The sequence below is a fragment of the Klebsiella sp. BIGb0138 genome (assembly GCF_004342285.1).
Lineage (GTDB): Bacteria > Pseudomonadota > Gammaproteobacteria > Enterobacterales > Enterobacteriaceae > Klebsiella.
This window is the reverse complement of the sequence record NZ_SMCV01000002.1, coordinates 40,307-58,609: the sequence shown is the minus strand read 5'-3', so window position 1 is coordinate 58,609 and position 18,303 is coordinate 40,307. Positions and strand designations below refer to the sequence as shown.

18 protein-coding genes are annotated in these 18,303 nt (G+C 56.2%); 9 read left to right on the top strand and 9 right to left on the bottom strand.

What is annotated here, in order from left to right; all coding sequences use genetic code 11:
- Positions 1-172: 172 nt before the first annotated feature.
- The 3 genes from cysB (at position 173) to acnA (ending at position 4,624) form a co-directional block, all read left to right on the top strand.
- On the top strand, positions 173-1,147 hold the full coding sequence (gene cysB / locus EDF73_RS04700; RefSeq protein WP_004861036.1) for an HTH-type transcriptional regulator CysB: 975 nt from the start codon (positions 173-175) through the stop codon (positions 1,145-1,147).
- Positions 1,148-1,391: 244 nt separating this feature from the next.
- Positions 1,392-1,559 carry a YmiA family putative membrane protein gene (locus EDF73_RS04695; protein WP_132726447.1) on the top strand — a complete coding sequence of 56 codons (168 nt, stop codon included), beginning with the start codon at positions 1,392-1,394 and terminating at the stop codon, positions 1,557-1,559.
- 392 nt (positions 1,560-1,951) lie between these two features.
- The gene (gene acnA / locus EDF73_RS04690; protein WP_132726444.1) at positions 1,952-4,624 is read left to right on the top strand and encodes an aconitate hydratase AcnA; all 2,673 of its coding nucleotides are present in this window, start codon (positions 1,952-1,954) and stop codon (positions 4,622-4,624) included.
- Positions 4,625-4,665: 41 nt separating this feature from the next.
- On the opposite strand, the gene ribA is transcribed toward acnA, so the two are convergent.
- The gene (gene ribA / locus EDF73_RS04685) at positions 4,666-5,256 is read right to left on the bottom strand and encodes a GTP cyclohydrolase II (protein WP_132726441.1); all 591 of its coding nucleotides are present in this window, start codon (positions 5,254-5,256) and stop codon (positions 4,666-4,668) included.
- 162 nt (positions 5,257-5,418) lie between these two features.
- Between ribA and pgpB the strand changes: the two genes are divergently transcribed.
- The 5 genes from pgpB (at position 5,419) to yciH (ending at position 9,063) form a co-directional block, all read left to right on the top strand.
- Positions 5,419-6,186, top strand: coding sequence for a phosphatidylglycerophosphatase B (gene pgpB / locus EDF73_RS04680; protein ID WP_132726438.1), 768 nt, complete (start codon positions 5,419-5,421; stop codon positions 6,184-6,186).
- A gap of 135 nt (positions 6,187-6,321) precedes the next feature.
- A complete protein-coding gene (locus EDF73_RS04675; protein ID WP_004861050.1) occupies positions 6,322-6,630 on the top strand; it encodes a LapA family protein in 309 nt (102 codons plus the stop codon).
- Positions 6,631-6,636: 6 nt separating this feature from the next.
- Positions 6,637-7,806, top strand: a complete 1,170-nt coding sequence (lapB, locus tag EDF73_RS04670; protein WP_132726436.1) for a lipopolysaccharide assembly protein LapB — start codon at positions 6,637-6,639, stop codon at positions 7,804-7,806.
- A gap of 193 nt (positions 7,807-7,999) precedes the next feature.
- Complete coding sequence (gene pyrF / locus EDF73_RS04665) at positions 8,000-8,737, top strand: orotidine-5'-phosphate decarboxylase (RefSeq protein ID WP_132726433.1); 738 nt, start codon at positions 8,000-8,002, stop codon at positions 8,735-8,737.
- Positions 8,737-9,063 (top strand): stress response translation initiation inhibitor YciH, encoded by a 327-nt coding sequence (yciH, locus tag EDF73_RS04660; protein ID WP_132726430.1) that lies wholly within the window; start codon positions 8,737-8,739, stop codon positions 9,061-9,063. Before pyrF ends, yciH begins: the two co-directional genes overlap by 1 nt.
- A 98-nt stretch (positions 9,064-9,161) precedes the next feature.
- Here yciH and osmB read toward each other — a convergent pair whose 3' ends face one another.
- From osmB to EDF73_RS04625, 7 genes are all read right to left on the bottom strand, one after another.
- Complete coding sequence (gene osmB, locus EDF73_RS04655) at positions 9,162-9,380, bottom strand: osmotically-inducible lipoprotein OsmB (protein WP_026612282.1); 219 nt, start codon at positions 9,378-9,380, stop codon at positions 9,162-9,164.
- A gap of 302 nt (positions 9,381-9,682) precedes the next feature.
- Positions 9,683-10,432 (bottom strand): DNA-binding transcriptional regulator YciT, encoded by a 750-nt coding sequence (locus EDF73_RS04650; RefSeq protein WP_132726427.1) that lies wholly within the window; start codon positions 10,430-10,432, stop codon positions 9,683-9,685.
- 73 nt (positions 10,433-10,505) lie between these two features.
- Positions 10,506-10,688 carry a hypothetical protein gene (locus EDF73_RS04645; protein WP_131050198.1) on the bottom strand — a complete coding sequence of 61 codons (183 nt, stop codon included), beginning with the start codon at positions 10,686-10,688 and terminating at the stop codon, positions 10,506-10,508.
- Between the two features lie 160 nt (positions 10,689-10,848).
- Positions 10,849-12,783: an exoribonuclease II gene (locus EDF73_RS04640; RefSeq protein ID WP_132726424.1), complete on the bottom strand. Its 1,935-nt coding sequence runs from the start codon at positions 12,781-12,783 to the stop codon at positions 10,849-10,851.
- Between the two features lie 80 nt (positions 12,784-12,863).
- Positions 12,864-14,021: a CMD domain-containing protein gene (locus EDF73_RS04635; protein WP_132726421.1), complete on the bottom strand. Its 1,158-nt coding sequence runs from the start codon at positions 14,019-14,021 to the stop codon at positions 12,864-12,866.
- A 195-nt stretch (positions 14,022-14,216) separates the two neighbouring features.
- Positions 14,217-15,005 (bottom strand): enoyl-ACP reductase FabI, encoded by a 789-nt coding sequence (fabI, locus tag EDF73_RS04630; RefSeq protein ID WP_132726419.1) that lies wholly within the window; start codon positions 15,003-15,005, stop codon positions 14,217-14,219.
- 220 nt (positions 15,006-15,225) lie between these two features.
- Entirely contained in the window at positions 15,226-15,774 is a 549-nt protein-coding gene (locus EDF73_RS04625) for a HutD family protein (RefSeq protein ID WP_132728088.1), read from the bottom strand.
- Positions 15,775-16,027: 253 nt separating this feature from the next.
- On the opposite strand from EDF73_RS04625, the gene EDF73_RS04620 reads away from it, so the two are divergent.
- Positions 16,028-17,455 carry a cytosine permease gene (locus EDF73_RS04620; RefSeq protein ID WP_132726416.1) on the top strand — a complete coding sequence of 476 codons (1,428 nt, stop codon included), beginning with the start codon at positions 16,028-16,030 and terminating at the stop codon, positions 17,453-17,455.
- 38 nt (positions 17,456-17,493) lie between these two features.
- On the opposite strand, the gene sapF is transcribed toward EDF73_RS04620, so the two are convergent.
- Positions 17,494-18,303 (bottom strand): peptide ABC transporter ATP-binding protein SapF, encoded by an 810-nt coding sequence (sapF, locus tag EDF73_RS04615; RefSeq protein WP_132726413.1) that lies wholly within the window; start codon positions 18,301-18,303, stop codon positions 17,494-17,496.

Here is an 18,303-nt window from a genome sequence, read left to right as displayed (position 1 = left end):
GCTAATCTCTTTTTTATTATTAAATCGTCTTATACATCATCGTTTTCAGGATGCTTTGTGGCGCCATAACGGCCAGTCGCAGGGATGGCAGGGGCCGTGTAACCCACCAGCAGGCGGCCTGAACGTAAAATGTATGAAGCGGATTCATTTTACGCGTTAACGGATATCAGCCATGAAACTACAGCAACTCCGCTACATCGTTGAGGTTGTTAACCATAATCTGAATGTCTCCTCTACCGCCGAAGGCCTGTATACCTCGCAGCCCGGCATCAGCAAGCAGGTTCGCATGCTGGAAGATGAGCTCGGTATTCAGATTTTTGCCCGGAGCGGCAAACACCTGACTCAGGTGACCCCCGCAGGTCAGGAGATCATTCGCATTGCCCGCGAAGTCCTGTCGAAGGTCGATGCGATTAAGTCGGTGGCCGGGGAGCATACCTGGCCTGACAAAGGCTCGCTGTATGTCGCTACCACGCACACCCAGGCCCGCTACGCGCTGCCGGGGGTGATTAAAGGCTTTATTGAGCGCTATCCGCGGGTCTCCTTGCATATGCATCAGGGCTCGCCGACGCAGATTGCCGAAGCGGTCTCGAAAGGCAATGCTGATTTCGCTATCGCTACCGAAGCGCTGCATCTCTACGATGATCTGGTCATGTTGCCGTGCTATCACTGGAACCGCTCAATTGTCGTCACCCCTGAGCATCCGCTGGCCTCCCGCGGGTCGGTGACGATTGAAGAGCTGGCCCAGTACCCGCTGGTTACCTATACCTTTGGCTTTACCGGCCGTTCCGAGCTGGATACCGCGTTCAACCGCGCCGGGCTGACGCCGCGGATCGTCTTCACCGCCACCGATGCCGACGTGATCAAAACCTACGTTCGTCTGGGACTGGGGGTTGGGGTGATAGCCAGCATGGCGGTTGATCCGGTCTCCGATCCTGACCTGGTCAAGCTGGATGCCAACGGCATTTTCAGCCACAGCACCACCAAAATAGGCTTCCGTCGCAGCACCTTCCTTCGCAGCTATATGTATGATTTTATTCAGCGTTTTGCGCCGCATTTGACGCGAGACGTGGTCGATACCGCCGTGGCTTTACGCTCGAATGAAGATATTGAGGCGATGTTTAAAGATATTAAGCTGCCAGAAAAGTAGCCTTGTAAATAATAATGGCATCCTCGCGGGGATGCCAAAACCTATTATGGTCGATAACCGAAGCGCTAAACCTCGTATAAATCACAATTTTCGTTAACTCCTCGTACCACAATTTCAAATATACCTATCGCGATCAAATTAATGGCGAAAGATATCCATTTCTAAGAGAATTAGCTGGATTAATCGAACGGTCATAATTAAGATTTAATCGTACCTGATAATTTTAGCGATTGGTGGTGATAAAATGATTCGTGATATCGATTATATGAAGTTTGCGATGTCACAGGAAAGTGACAAAACGGAGATTGATCCTGTGTTAAGGAGTAGGGCCTGGAGTGCCGTCATCCTTGGGCTTGCGATGTTCTGGAGTCTCATCGCGCTCGTCGTCTGTAACGTTTGGATCATCAGCTGAGCCTGCATTTTCTGAATATGAATATATGTCATTTTTATGACGGAGAAATCGCAACGAATTATTCACTTTAATATACTAACGGCAACAAGGAGGAGTTATTTCGCCACAGTGTCTTTTAATCAATAATCCATTCTGTTGAACTAATCGTCAATCCACTGGCGATTAGTTCTTTTCCTTTTGGCCTCTCGTATAAATTTCATCCGCGGCTATATCCGATCCATCAATCTCTTTCAACATTCCCCCCTGTTGTTATTCAGCTTTTCTGTCGCTGGTGATTTTACCGATTTTAGCAATTTGGGTTGTTATCAAAGTGTTATGCCTGGTATGTGTTATCTTTAATATTAACCCTGAGGAGGATCAGGGCTTGCCATCCCTGTGATAAAGGAGGAGCTATGTCGTCAACCCTACGAGCAGCCAGCAAGGATACGCTACAGGTCAAAGAGAAAACCTACCATTACTACAGCTTACCGCTGGCCGCGAAACAACTGGGCGATTTGAGCCGTCTACCCAAGTCGCTCAAAGTACTACTCGAAAACCTGCTGCGCTGGCAGGACGGTGACTCGGTCACCGCGGAAGACATCCAGGCGCTGGCGGGCTGGCTGCAGCACGCTCACGCCGACCGGGAGATAGCCTATCGTCCGGCGCGCGTTCTGATGCAGGACTTTACCGGCGTGCCTGCGGTGGTGGATTTAGCGGCAATGCGCGAAGCGGTAAAACGTCTGGGGGGAGATACGGCGAAAGTGAATCCGCTTTCCCCCGTCGACCTGGTGATTGACCACTCGGTAACGGTAGACCGCTTTGGTAACGAAAATGCGTTCGAGGAAAACGTTCGTCTCGAGATGGATCGCAACCACGAACGATACGTTTTCCTGCGTTGGGGGCAGCAGGCCTTCAGCCGCTTTAGCGTCGTTCCGCCGGGGACCGGGATTTGCCATCAGGTTAACCTGGAATATCTGGGCAAAGCGGTGTGGAGCGAAGAACAAAACGGCGAGTGGGTCGCCTGGCCTGACACGCTGGTCGGTACCGATTCGCACACCACGATGATCAACGGCCTGGGCGTACTCGGCTGGGGCGTCGGCGGCATTGAGGCGGAAGCCGCCATGCTCGGCCAGCCGGTATCGATGCTGATCCCGGATGTGGTGGGCTTTAAGCTGAGCGGGAAACTGCGCGAAGGCATTACCGCCACCGACCTTGTGCTCACCGTGACCCAGATGCTGCGCCAGCACGGCGTGGTCGGTAAATTCGTGGAGTTTTATGGCGATGGCCTCGATTCGCTGCCGCTGGCGGACCGGGCGACGATCGCCAATATGGCGCCGGAGTATGGCGCGACCTGCGGCTTTTTCCCGATCGATGCGGTGACCCTGAGCTATATGCGCCTCAGCGGGCGTAGCGATGAGCAGGTGGCGCTGGTGGAAGCCTATGCCAAAGCGCAGGGGATGTGGCGCCAGACCGGCGATGAACCGGTATTTACCAGTACCCTGGCTCTCGATATGGGCACCGTGGAGGCGAGCCTGGCCGGGCCGAAACGCCCGCAGGACCGCGTGGCGCTTGGCGACGTGCCGAAGGCCTTCGCCGCCAGCAGCGAGCTGGAGGTTAACCTGACGCAGACAGCGCGTCTGCCGGTTGACTATACGTTGAACGGACAGCAATATTCGCTGCCCGACGGAGCGGTCGCCATTGCCGCGATTACCTCCTGTACCAATACCTCTAACCCCAGCGTGTTAATGGCCGCCGGTCTACTGGCGAAAAAGGCCGTTGAACTGGGACTTAAGCCGCAGCCGTGGGTAAAAGCGTCTCTGGCTCCGGGGTCAAAAGTGGTTTCTGACTATCTGGCCCATGCCAATCTGACGCCGTATCTCGATGAGCTGGGTTTCAACCTGGTCGGGTATGGCTGTACCACCTGTATCGGCAACTCCGGGCCATTGCCGGAACCGATCGAAGAGGCCATCAAAAAAGGGGATTTAACCGTCGGGGCGGTGCTTTCCGGTAACCGCAACTTTGAAGGCCGAATTCATCCGCTGGTGAAAACCAACTGGCTGGCTTCGCCGCCGCTGGTGGTGGCCTATGCCCTCGCCGGTAATATGAACGTCAATCTGACCCGCGATCCGCTCGGTACCGGTAAAGATGGTCAACCGGTGTACCTGAAAGATATCTGGCCGAGCGGTCTGGAGATTGCGCAGGCGGTTGAGCAGGTTTCTACCGAAATGTTCCACAAAGAGTATGCCGAGGTGTTCGAAGGCACGCCGGAGTGGAAAGCGATTAACGTCGAGCGTTCTGATACCTATGACTGGCAGGAGGATTCAACCTATATTCGCCTGTCACCTTTCTTTGACGAGATGGGCGTGCTGCCCGAACCGGTGGAGGATATTCACGGCGCGCGGATTCTGGCGATGCTGGGCGACTCGGTGACCACCGACCATATTTCACCCGCCGGTAGCATCAAACCGGACAGCCCCGCCGGGCGCTACTTACAGGAACACGGCGTGGCGCGCGCTGACTTTAACTCCTACGGCTCCCGCCGCGGTAACCATGAAGTGATGATGCGCGGGACCTTTGCCAACATCCGCATTCGTAACGAAATGGTGCCGGGCGTGGAAGGGGGGATGACCCGACATCTGCCGGGCAGTGAACCGATAGCGATTTATGACGCGGCAATGCTGTATAAGGATGAAGGGGTTCCGCTGGCGGTCGTGGCCGGGAAAGAGTATGGCTCCGGTTCCAGCCGCGACTGGGCGGCGAAAGGTCCGCGTCTGCTGGGCGTGCTGGTAGTGATCGCCGAGTCATTCGAACGTATTCACCGCTCTAACCTGATTGGGATGGGGATCCTGCCGCTGGAGTTCCCGCAGGGCGTGACGCGTAAAACGCTGGGGCTGAGCGGAGAGGAGCGGATTGATATTAGCCATCTGCAGGCCTTACAGCCAGGCGCGACCGTTCCGCTGACCTTAACGCGGACGGACGGTACGCAAGAGGTGATTAACTGCCGCTGCCGTATCGATACCGCAACCGAGCTGACCTACTATCAGAATGACGGTATTCTGCACTATGTGATCCGCAATATGCTGTAAAAAAAGGCCAGCGTCGGCTGGCCCTTTTTCATGCTGGCGAACTATTTATTCAACAGGTGCCCCATCTTGGCGGCCTTGGTGTCCAGATAGTGGGCATTTTTCGGGTTGCGTCCGACGATCAGCGGCACGCGTTCAACGATGTTAATCCCGGCCTCGGTCAGAATTTCCACTTTTTTCGGGTTGTTGGTCAGCAGGCGGACCTGCTCGACGTTGAGCAGTTTGAACATATCGGCGCACAGCGTAAAGTCGCGCTCATCCGCGGCAAAGCCCAGCTGGTGGTTCGCTTCCACGGTGTCATAACCTTGATCCTGCAATGCGTAGGCGCGGATTTTATTCAGCAGACCGATGTTGCGGCCTTCCTGACGATGGTACAGCAGAATCCCGCGCCCCTCTTCGGCGATATGCGACAGCGCCGCTTCCAGCTGAAAACCACAATCACAACGCAGACTAAAAAGGGCATCGCCCGTTAAGCACTCAGAGTGTACGCGCGCCAGGACGGGCGACTGGCCCGAAATATCGCCGAATACCAGCGCGACATGATCCTGTCCGGTTGCCAGTTCTTCAAAACCCACCATCAGGAAATCGCCCCAGGGGGTTGGCAGTTTGGCTTCTGCCACACGTTTAAGCTGCATGTGATTCTCCAGATTCTGTCAGCACCTGAATGTGCTTCTGTTTGCCGCTATTTTGCCACAATGCCCTGACGTTCTCCTAATTGCGCACGGCTGCCTGCGCGTAAAGCGCACAAACGAACCACTTTCCGTTATGATAGTCGGGTGAACAGATAAGGAGATGAGATGCTGTCGATTGCCAGACGAACCGCCATCGCTGCGGCGCTACTGATCGTTATGCCCGCTGCGGTATGGACATCCGGCTGGAAGTGGCAGCCAGGCCTTCAGGAAGGCTGGTTAACGCTGCTGTACTGGATTACCGAAAGCGTGACCCAGCCGTGGGGCATTATCACCCACGCGCTGTTATGCGGCTGGTTTTTGTGGTGTTTACGCTTTCGTCTGCGCGCCGCCGTGGTGCTGTTTATGATTCTGGCGGCGGCGATTCTGCTGGGCCAGGGCATTAAGTCGTGGATCAAAGGGCAGATGCAGGAGCCGCGTCCTTTTGTGGTATGGCTGGAAAAGACGCAACAGGTGCCGGTCGATCAATTCTACGCGTTAAAACGCAAAGAACGCGCTAAACTGGTGCATGAACAGCTGGCGCAGGAGCGGGAGATTCCCAAATTCCTGCGTAAGCACTGGCAAAAAGAGACCGGCTTTGCTTTTCCGTCAGGGCACACCATGTTTGCCGCCAGCTGGGCGTTACTCGGCGTAGGGCTGTTGTGGCCGCGGCGGCGCTGGTTGACCATGGCCGCGCTGCTGACGTGGGCCACCGCGGTGATGGGCAGCCGCCTGGCGCTGGGCATGCACTGGCCGCAAGATTTGATTGTCGCCACGCTTATCTCCTGGCTACTGGTGACCGTGGCCACCTGGCTGACACAACGTCTGTGCGGCCCGCTCACCCCGCCTGGCGAAGAGGCGCAGGATATTAAGAAACGGACGATAAAACAGGGCTAAAGTTGATTTTGGCGCCAACCGGCCGCATATCCTGTAGAGGTGCCGTGCTTTTCCATTTCACCCCTGCAGCGAAAATGATACTTTATAGGGCTGAACGCGGGATTTCTTCGCTCAACCCACATAACGGGACGTCGTGTGAAATATTTACTTATTTTCTTACTGGTATTAGCGATTTTCGTCATCTCCGTGACATTAGGTGCGCAAAACGATCAACTGGTCACGTTCAATTATTTGCTCGCGCAGGGTGAATTTCGTATTTCCACATTGCTGGCCGTGCTCTTTGCCGCCGGGTTTGCTATTGGCTGGCTGATTTGCGGCCTTTTCTGGCTGCGGGTTCGCGTTTCTCTGGTTCGTGCCGAACGTAAGATTAAGCGCCTTGAACATCAGATTGCACCAACAAACGCCGCGCCGGCCGACGCAGGTGTCCCTGCGGTGAAGGAATAATCATTTATGCTGGAGTTGTTGTTTCTGCTTTTGCCCGTGGCCGCTGCTTATGGCTGGTATATGGGGCGCAGAAGTGCACAACAGTCCAAACAGGACGACGCGAGCCGCCTGTCACGTGACTATGTGACCGGGGTTAACTTCCTGCTGAGCAATCAGCAGGATAAAGCCGTGGACCTGTTCCTCGACATGCTGAAAGAGGATACCGGCACCGTTGAGGCCCATCTGACGCTGGGGAACCTGTTTCGCTCGCGCGGCGAGGTTGACCGGGCCATTCGCATTCACCAAAGCCTGATGGAAAGCGCTTCGCTGACCTACGATCAGCGGCTGCTGGCCGTCCAGCAGCTGGGGCGTGACTATATGGCCGCCGGTCTCTACGATCGCGCGGAGGATATGTTCAAACAGCTGGTGGACGAAACCGATTTCCGCCTCAGCGCGCTGCAGCAGCTGCTGCAAATCTATCAGGCTACCAGCGACTGGCAGTCTGCTATTGAGGTCGCCGAACGCCTGGTGAAGCTGGGTAAAGAAAAGCACCGGGGCGATATCGCTAACTTCTGGTGCGAGCTGGCGCTGCAGCAGATGGCCAACAGCGACATGGACAAAGCCATGACGCTATTGAAAAAGGGCGCGGCGGCTGACCGTAACAGCGCCCGTGTCTCGATTATGATAGGCCGGGTGTGGATGGAGAAGGGCGATTACGCGAAAGCGGTTGAGAGCCTGCAGCGGGTTATTAACCAGGATAAAGAGCTGGTCGGCGAAACGCTCGAGATGCTTCAGACCTGCTATCAGCAGCTGGGCAAACTCGATGAGTGGGAGACCTTTTTGCGCCGCTGCGTCGATGAAAACACCGGCGCCACCGCGGAGCTGATGCTGGCGCAAATCCTTGAGCAGCGTGAAGGTATCGAAGCGGCGCAAAGCTACGTCACCCGCCAGCTGGAGCGCCACCCGACGATGCGGGTGTTCCATAAATTGATGGATTACCACCTCAATGAAGCCGAAGAGGGGCGCGCCAAGGAGAGCCTGGGCGTGCTGCGCAATATGGTGGGCGAGCAGGTACGCAGCAAGCCGCGCTACCGTTGCCAAAAATGCGGCTTCACGGCCCATACCCTGTACTGGCACTGTCCATCCTGCCGTTCATGGTCGACGATCAAGCCCATTCGCGGTCTCGACGGGCAGTAGCGTCTAAAAAAAGCCTCGCTTTAGTTACAACATACTCTTGGTTTTTTATCACTCGCCTACTGAAGCCGCAGAGCCGGTATCGCCGGGCAGGAGGTAAAAAGCAGCCTGTCAATTTCCCGCCATCGCAGGTAGAATGCTGCCCGTTTACCTTTTTTGCGCCAAAGCGGCGCCTATCAACAATTAAGGTCTGGTCATGACGTCTACTGCTTCTTCTTCCCCTCGCGTTGTCACATCCTCTCCCGTTGTTGTTGCCCTCGATTACGATAACCGCGACAAAGCGCTGGCGTTTGTTGACCGCATCGACCCGCGCGACTGCCGTCTGAAGGTCGGCAAAGAGATGTTTACGCTGCTGGGCCCGCAGTTTGTTGGCGACCTGCAGCAGCGTGGTTTTGAAGTTTTTCTCGACCTCAAGTTTCACGATATCCCGAACACTACCGCGCGCGCGGTGGCCGCAGCGGCGGACCTTGGCGTCTGGATGGTCAATGTTCACGCCTCCGGCGGCGCGCGGATGATGACCGCCGCGCGAGAAGCGCTGCTGCCGTTTGCTAAAGACGCGCCGCTGCTGATTGCCGTAACCGTGCTGACCAGCATGGAAGCCAGCGATCTGCAGGATCTGGGTATTACGCTTTCACCCGCCGATCATGCGGCAAAACTGGCGGCGTTAACGCAGCGCTGCGGGCTGGACGGGGTAGTGTGTTCGGCGCAAGAAGCGGCACGCTTCAAACAGGAGCTGGGACAGACGTTTAAGCTGGTCACGCCCGGTATTCGTCCACAGGGCAGCGATGCCGGCGACCAGCGGCGTATTATGACGCCGGAGCAGGCGCAGGAAGCGGGCGTTGATTACATGGTAATCGGACGTCCGGTGACTCAGTCTGCCGACCCGGCTGCGACCTTATGCGCGATCAATGCGTCGCTGAAGAAGGGGGCATAATGGCTGATTCTAATAGCCGTCTGGTCTACTCGACCGAAAGCGGGCGCATCGCTGAGCCGAAGCAGGTTGCTGCGCGTCCGAAGGGGGATGGCATCGTGCGAATTCAGCGTCAGACCAGCGGCCGCAAAGGCAAGGGCGTTTGCCTGATTACTGGCGTTGACCTGGATGATGACGCTCTGGCCAAACTGGCCGCGGAGCTGAAAAAGAAATGCGGCTGCGGCGGCGCAGTGAAAGATGGCGTGATTGAAATTCAGGGGGATAAGCGAGATCTGCTGAAATCCCTTCTCGAAGCCAAAGGCATGAAAGTGAAGCTGGCGGGCGGTTAATAAACAACAAGGCCACGGTAACCACCGTGGCCTTGATTCTTTGCTGGTGCTAAAGTCGGCTAATGCGGGTTATATTTATATGTGGTCTGCTTTAAACCTTACTTACCAACCTGATGGCCAATAATCCCGCCAACTGCCGCGCCGCCGAGGGTACCCAGAGTGCTACCATCGGTTAATACCGCGCCGCCCAGTGCACCGGCGCCCGCGCCGATGGCGGTGTTGCGATCGCGTTTAGACCAGTGGGAACACGCGCTCAGAGACATTACCACCGTAACAGCCAGTACCGCCGCAGCCATTTTTTTGCTCATTGAAGTCATCATAATTTTCTCCTGAATAATCTATTCATGGATACTACTTACTTAAAGCATAGCATGAGGCTATACCTTAAAGTTCTTTTCCATGAAACTTGCGTTGCGCAGGTGTTACTTTAATCACGCAGGTGATAGTCACTTCCTGTTATATCGCTAATATTAATTCTACTTTTTTTTAATTTTACCGGCAGGTAAAAACTCTTAATTGCACCCTCGGAATACTCTCAGACGTGGCGTGGCGCGGCCTGCGCCCACATGGGGTGGCCGCAGGAAAATGAGAAAAGAGGTAAGCAGAGAAACGACAGCAATCAGGAAAATTTAACGATATCGACGATTAAACCACTTTCCGTCAGCTGTTGACGCACGGCATCGTTCAGGCTGTCATCGGTAATGATACGGTTAAAACGGCCCACCGGCCCGAGCGGATAAGGGTGGACGACGCTGAATTTCGAGCTATCGCTTAGCACAATCGCTTCACAGCCTTTTTCCAGGACCGCGTTAACCACATCCGCACGCATCATATCCCGCCCGGTAAAACCGGTCTCCGGCTGCCAGCCATCGATACCGATAAAAGCTTTGCTGAAATGAACCTGCTGAATAAACTGCCTTGTGAGCGGGCCAACCATGCTTTCACTGCGCTTCTGGTAGATCCCACCGAGCAGAATCACTTCCCCCGGCGTCTCTTTAAGCAGATGGGCGATATAGCTGCTGACGGTAATAATGGTGATATCGCCGCGCTCGGCAAGCGCACGGGCGAGCAGGGCGTTACAGCTGCCGTTTTCGATAAATACCGTCTCGCCGGAGGCGACGAGGTTCGCTGCGCGCATCGCCAGCTCACGTTTGATCGAGAAGTGGGTCATCATGCGGGTTTCGACATCTTCGCTGTCCAGCGGAACGGCAAAGCCGTGGGTCCGACGCAGATAGCTCTGCTTTTCCAGCAGATTTAAATCCTGACGAATCGTGACTTCAGAGACTCCGGTCATTTTCGCGAGGTCGGCCACGCTCATGCGGCCTTTATCGATGACCATTTGCAAAATACTTTGTTGTCGGGCGTTCATAGCAACATCACAGTTAGGGGGGCTATTTGGCTGGCAATCGGCGCCAGTGGGCCGGTTGCGGCGATGTGGGCGCTCAGATTTCCCAGGGCGCTTTCGGCTGGCCGGGTTTTGCTTCCGGTTCATCGCTGGCAAGCGCCTGAAGCTCGGCTTTAAGGATCTCAAGATTATGAATCGCGGAGTGATAATCTCCGGCAACCAGAATATCCAGCACGGTATCGATACGTTGGGCGAGCAGGCGGGCATTCAGATCAGACATAGCATTATCCTGGTTACAAAAACGAATGAAATCAATGATGCAAAAAACGGATGAAAAAGAGAAGTGAAAAGATCGCAGAACCTAAATCATCTGTGATAAATGAGCGGGGAAAGGTGGAAAAAATGCGGCTCCCGGGGTCGGGAGCCGCTGAGGAGAGCGATCAGGCGAACGGACGGGCGATAACGCTGCGCGTTTCCATCCGCACTTCGGCAATCTTGACGTCGATAACGTCAGTCACCTTATAGACGGTTTCACCTTTGATCTGCACGGTGCCGTTTTCCTGGCTGCAGACCAGTTCGTCGCGCACGGCGTGGAGGAACGGTGCCGGAATAAAGGCCACGGCGCCGTTATCCACCAGGCGCACGCGCATCCCGCCGCGGCTGATATCGATAATTTCGGCTGCAAAACGGGTGTCGGTACCGGCCTGTGGATTCAGGTAACGGGCGTACAGCCAGTCTCCCACATCGCGCTCGGCCATGCGGTTCAGGCGGCGACGTTCGGCCATCTGCACGGCGATCTCATCCTGTGGGCGAGAGGCCGTTTCACCTTTGATGATGGCTTTCAGCAGGCGATGGTTAATCATGTCGCCGTATTTACGAATCGGTGAGGTCCAGGTGGCGTAGGCTTCGAGGCCAAGGCCGAAGTGCGGGCCAGGCTCGGTGCTGATCTCTGCGTAAGACTGGAAGCGGCGAATGCGGCTGTCGAGGAAACCAGACGGCTGCGCATCCAGCTCGCGGCGCAGTTTGCAGAAACCGTTTAGTGTCAGCACTTCTACCGGATCAACGTGTACGTCGTGGGTCTTCAGCAGGGTTGCCAGCTGCTCCGTATTCGCCGGATCAAAGCCGGTATGCACGTTGTACACGCCAAAGCCCAGCTTGTCGCGCAGAACGCGAGCGGCGCAGATGTTTGCCGCGATCATCGACTCTTCAACGATGCGGTTGGCGATGCGGCGCGGTTCGGCAACAATGTCCAGCACTTCGCCTTTCTCACCCAGCACGAAACGGTAGTCCGGACGGTCTTTGAACACCAGCGCATGGGCTTTACGCCATTCGCTACGGCGCAGACAGACGTCCTGCAGCAGCTTAATCTGCTGAGCGATAGCGTCGTTTTCCGGCTGCCAGCTGCCGGTATTTTCCAGCCAGTCGGAGACGTTGTCGTAGGCCAGTTTCGCTTTTGACTCGATGGTGGCGGCAAAGAATTCGATATCGTCTTCAATGGTACCGTCAGCGGTCAGAATCATGCGGCAGGCCAGAACCGGGCGCACTTCATTCGCCCGCAGCGAGCACAGGTCGTCAGACAGTTCACGCGGCAGCATCGGAATGTTAAAGCCCGGCAGATAGTTGGTGAAGGCGCGGATTTTCGCAGCGTTATCCAGCTTACTGCCTTCGGCGATCCAGGCGGTCGGGTCGGCAATCGCGACGGTCAGATGCAGCTTGCCGTCAGCGGCCGCTGCGACATACAGCGCATCGTCCATATCTTCGGTGCTGGCGCTGTCGATGGTCACGAATTCCAGCGCCGTTAAATCACGGCGTTGCAGACCTTCGTCCTGCATTTCGGTCGCCACGCCGTCCGGCGCTTCTTTTTCCAGATTATGGCGTGCCAGCGTCACCCACCACGGAACAAAATGATCGTCACTGAAGGTGATGAACTGAGTCAGTTCGGCATAAAAACCGCGATCGCCTTTCAGCGGATGACGGCGCATTTCCGCAACGGCCCAGTCACCCTCTTTAAAGTCATGGTTTACGCCGCGATCGGCGCGGCAAGGAATGGCGTCTTTCAGCAGCGGATGATCGGGAACGATAGATAGCCGATCGTCTTTCTTATGCACTTTACCGACGAAACGGGTCAGGAAAGGTTCAATTAATTCTTCCGGTTCGGCGCTTTCACGATCTTTTTCAGTGTGGATCACGGCGCTGATACGGTCGCCATGCATCACTTTTTTCATTTGCGGCGGCGGAATAAAGTAACTTTTCTGCGCATCGACTTCGAGGAAGCCAAAGCCTTTTTCCGTACCCTTAACGACGCCTTCAACGCGAGGAGTCTGAGCATGCAGTTGCTGTTTAAGCTGCGCTAGCAGCGGGTTGTCCTGAAACATAATTAGGTATTTTCGTGGCTAAAAGAGCGGCTGACATTTTTACGCGATAATGCCTGTTGCAGCAAGCGATGTTTGGCATTTTACGTCTGTTGACGAACATTCCCGAGGGCGATTTTCAGACGATTCATCCAGCCACACAGCCCGCACCACGCCAGAATATCGATAACCCGATCGCGCGAAAGCCCGTATTCCGTGAGGGGAGTTAATTGCGCGGCGCTGAACCGGTCAGGCGCGCGGGTTAAAAGTTCTACCGCCTGGGAAACCGCGCGTTCGGCGGGATACCGCTGTTGCCAGAGCGCCAGCGCCCGATCGTCATGACGTAAGGCATCAGCAAATTCCGGCGCCCCTGACCACTGCTCGGCCCAGGCGTTGAAGCAGCTGACGCTACCGTTGATCCGTGCTGCGACCAGCGCCACCAGCGCAGCAAAGGGCTGTCTGGCGCTTAACTGGCTGAGTAACGCGTTCTGGGCCTTGAGTACCGCTTCCTGAGCGGCCAGCAGCGGCGCCAGCTCCGATAAACCCGGATGCAGCTGCCAGTCGGCCAGCAGCGCCTGTCGTTCATCGCTGGCATAGCGTAAATCGCTATCGTTGACGTCGGGCGTCCAGCTCACCGGATGGGCGGAAAAAAGTTCTGCCGGGGCATCTTCTTGTTGCGGCATCCCCGGCATCCAGCGTACCGGGTAGCCGAGGGTGGCGTGAAAGGCGGCGATGGCGCGAGCCTGGAAGCCGACAAAACCAATAATCTGATTCATCAGGATAATGTCGCGGCTGGTCAGCCCGACTTCATCCAGCTGGCTGCGGGAGAGGGCGGTAATCACCGACGGAGAGCCGGCCAACTGACGGGCATATTGGGTGATTTGCGCCAGACGGCGGTTGCTCTCGCGGGAGGAGTCCGGGCCCGGCAGCGGCGCCAGCCGCGCGGCATAGTGGTTGCACAGGCGCTGCACGCCGTACACCTGGGCGACGGTCAGCGCCGTACTCAGGCGGTCGTAGGCGCTGAAGGTTTGCAGGCGGTTAACGACAACTGACGATGGGAAAAGGGCATCGGCCAGACATCGCGCGGGCGCCAGCCACCCGGCGTGCGCATGCAGCCACTCTTCCGGTAATGTCAGGTCGAGGAGAAAACGGTCTTCGACATGGGCGGCTTCCGGGACGAGCGGCAATACATCCACCGGGCAGATTGTTGACTGGGTTTCATGATACCAGTGGTTTTTGCCATAAACGCGGCGTTGCTCCATGGGCGTTCCTTGATGGGTATGTGTCCAGCCGCACTTCCGTGGGCCATATATGCATAACTATCCTGGCGTAACCCTGAAGCAGGAGAAAATATTGATACGTGCTAACAAATAGCTGATTGGAATAACAGGGGGGAATGTGTACCGCGAGATGCGGCGAAGAAGACCCTCCTCACGGGCGTGAGGAGGGAAAGGAACTTATTTCAGTTCCAGTTCGTTCATTGCCGCGATGCTGAAACCGCCATCAACGTGAACGACTTCACCGGAGATACCGGCAGACAGGTCGGAACACAGGAAGGCGGCGCTGTTGCCCACGTCTTCAATAGTCACGGTGCGACGAATCGGGGTTACCGCTTCGCAGTGCGCCAGCATTTTACGGAAATCTTTAATGCCGGATGCGGCCAGAGTCCGGATTGGACCCGCAGAGATGGCGTTGACGCGCACGCCTTCCGGACCCATCGCATTCGCCATGTAGCGCACGTTGGCTTCCAGAGAGGCTTTCGCCAGACCCATCACGTTGTAGTTCGGGATCGCGCGCTCAGCGCCAAGGTAGGAGAGCGTCAGCAGGGCGGAGCCCGGGTTCAGCATCTCGCGGCAGGCTTTCGCCATCGCCACGAAGCTGTAGGCGCTGATGTCGTGGGCGATTTTGAAACCTTCGCGGGTCACCGCGTTAACGTAGTCGCCGTCCAGCTGGTCAGCCGGTGCGAAACCGATCGAGTGAACGAAACCGTCAAATTTCGGCCAGACTTTGGACAGTTCAGTGAACAGAGACGCAATGCTCTCATCTTCAGCCACGTCGCACGGCAGCACGATGTTGGAACCCAGTGCCGCAGCAAATTCTTCCACACGACCTTTCAGTTTGTCGTTCTGATAGGTGAACGCCAGTTCAGCCCCTTCACGGTGCATTGCTTGCGCAATACCGTAGGCGATGGACAGTTTGCTGGCAACGCCAGTGACCAGAATGCGTTTACCGGAAAGAAAACCCATAGCTTTAATCCTTATCGTTATTGCTTATTTTTACTTTAACAATCATTGGGTTAAGATTGTTATTTCAAAATAACTCAAATTTAGCCGAGAATTATATCCCACTGACGACCCCATGTGTCACGCTATTTTCGTGTCTTAACGCGTAATGGCGACCGTACCCCTCCAGTATATCACCGGATAGCAGGCGCCGTTTGGCGCTGTTTGGCCGGGTAAGAAGGTGCTAACGACGGGTAATGCGGGCCAGCAGAAGGCGGGCATCCGCAGCGAGCGGAACCAGTTCGCCCGGCGATAGCGACGACCATACGATCCCGGATCGGGCCTCATAGCGCTTCCCGGCCAACAACCAGCTTCCTGCCAGGACATAGGCCACGCCTTCGCTGCCGGCCTGCTGGGCGGCGGAGATCACGCTGACCTCCGCGGCGGCCCGGGTGCGCTGGGTCATTATGTTGAAATCCAGCCCCGGTGCGACAATCCCTTCGCTGCGCAGCGCCCATTCCCCGCAAAAAGTCCACGGCTGCCATCGCGCCAGGTGGTGGTGGATCCCCTCGCCACGCAGCCAAAGCGGCTGGCCTTCGATTAAGGTAATGACCCGGTCAATACCGATGAAAGGCGAGAACGGCCCGTCGTTTTGTAAGGTGGCGATACTGGCGCGCCAGAGAAACGGCGCATCGGGATCGGGAGAGGCAACGCTGACGATTTCACGTGTTTCACCGCCGCCGTTTTTCCAGGGGGTGACGGAAAGGGAAGAGAGCTGGAAAGGAACGATCATCATACGCTACGCCTTTGCTGACTGCAGGGAGAGGACGCGGCTGGCACCGCGTGATTGTTGATGTAATGTTGCCATATGGTTACTTTTATACATACAAAAATTTACATACCCATCACAAATTCATCATGCTCACGGTGCGTCCGCTTGTCAATGCTTGTATATACATGAGCTGTCATATGAGCGGGCCTGTCGCGATGGGTTCAGGGAAGTAAGGTCCTGAGGTGGTTGAAATACCGGTTAAAGCGAGGAAACTATGTCTTCTTTTTCGTCAACAGAAGGGCAGTCACAGCATCATCAGCAGGGCTTAACGGAAACGCGTTCGATCGATTATATTCCCGAGCGCGAAAGGCATGGACATCCTTTTAGTCAGTTTACGCTGTGGTTTGGCGGCAATCTGCAGATTACCGCGATTGTCACCGGCGCGCTGGCGGTGGTGCTCGGTGGCGACGTCGTGTGGTCGCTGATTGGGCTGCTGCTGGGGCAGGTGCTGGGCGCGGCGGTGATGTCGCTGCATGCGCTGCAGGGGCCGCGTCTGGGCTTACCGCAGATGATTATCAGCCGGGCGCAGTTTGGCGTTTTCGGCGCCGTGGTGCCGCTGGTGCTGGTTTGCGTGATGTACGTGGGCTTCTCCGCCAGCGGCACCGTGCTGGCCGGTCAGGCGATGGCCAGGCTGCTGTCGATTTCCAACGTCGCCGGGATGCTGCTGTTCAGCGCGATTATTATCGTCATTGCGGTCCTGGGCTATCGCGTGATCCACAAACTGGGCAAAGTGGCGAGTATTGTTGGGGTGTTAGCGTTCGTCTATTTGTTCGCGACCCTGCTGCTCTCCGCTAACCTGCAGGCGATCGCGCAGGATAACCATTTCTCGCTGCCGATGTTTTTACTGGCCGTGTCGCTCTCTTCATCGTGGCAGATTGCATTTTGCCCCTATGTTTCCGACTATTCACGCTATCTCCCGAAAAATGTCCCCGGCGTAAAAACCTTTTTTTGCGTCTTTAGCGGTACGGTCCTCGGCACGCAGGCATCTATGACGCTGGGCGTTCTGACGGCAGCCATCGCCGGCAGCGCGTTTCCCGGGCATGAGGTGAGCTTTATTGTCGGCCTGGGAAAAAGCCAGGTGATGGCGATGGTGATTTACTTCGCGATCTGCTTTGGCAAAATCACCTTTACCACTCTCAATGCCTACGGTAGCTTTATGTCGCTGAGCACTATCGTCTCCGGTTTTCGCCGTCAGACCTCGCTGTCGAAGCGGACGCGGATGACTTTTGTGGTGCTGATGGTCGCCATATCGTGCGTGATTGCGCTATTGAGCGAGCCGGCATTTTTAAAGAACTTCACCCATTTCCTGCTCTTCCTGCTGGCGTTCTTCGTGCCATGGAGCGCGATCAGTTTAACCGACTACTACCTGATCTCGGCGGGGGCCGTGGATATTCCCGCGCTCTCCGATCCGCAACAGCGCTACGGTTACTGGAATCTCTATGCGATTACGGTTTATGTGGCAGGCGTGCTTATCCAGCTGCCGTTTATTGAGAACCCGCTGTATCACGGTTCGCTGACATGGCTGTTTGCCGGAAATGATGTTTCGTGGATGATCGGCTGGTTCGGCACCGGCGTGCTCTATTACGCGCTGCGTCGTTTTGACCGCCGGGTGCTGCCGGCGCAAAGCGTATTCCCGGATTAATCTCCCCGGCAGGGCGAGCCTGCCGGGGCGACGGCCGATTATTTTCCGTCTTTACGCCAGGCATCGGCGGTGAGCGCCTCGCCGAAATGCCCGGCAATCAGCCGCCGGGTGAGGTCGTGCAGCGGCGACGCCAGCACATCGGCGGTACTGCCGCGCTCCACCACTTCGCCCTGATGCATCACCAGCACCTGGTCGCTGATATGCTTCATCATCCCCAGATGCTGGGTGACGTAGATATATGAAATACCCTGTTTTTCCTGCAGCTCCAGCATCAGGTTGATCAGCTGCGAACGCATCGACATATCCAGCGAGGCCAGGGCCTCGTCGCAGATAATTACTTTCGGGCGCAGGATCAGCGCGCGGGCCAGCCCCAGACGCTGTTTCTGCCCCGGGGCCAGCATATGCGGATAGTAGCTGACATGGTCCGGCAGCAGGCCCACCATGCGTAACGTCTCGATAATCTGTTTCTCCCGCGCCTCCGGCTCAAGGTCGGTATTCAGACGCAGCGGGAAGTCGAGGATCTGCGAAATCCGCTGGCGTGGATTCAGCGAGGTTGAGGGATCCTGAAAGATCATGCGAATCCGCTGGCTGCGGAACGAGTAATCGCCAAATTCCAGCGGATGATCGTCAATCAGCAGTTCGCCGGAGGTCGGCTCAATCATTCCCGCCAGCATTTTCGCCAGGGTAGACTTGCCGGATCCGTTTTCCCCGATGATCGCCAGCGTCTGCCGTTCACGCAGGGTAAAACTCAGCGGTTTGACCGCTTCCACCATCTGCCGATGAAACCAGCCCGTACGGTAGCGAAAGGTCTTACTCAGATTGCGGACTTCGAGCAATGTTTCGACCAT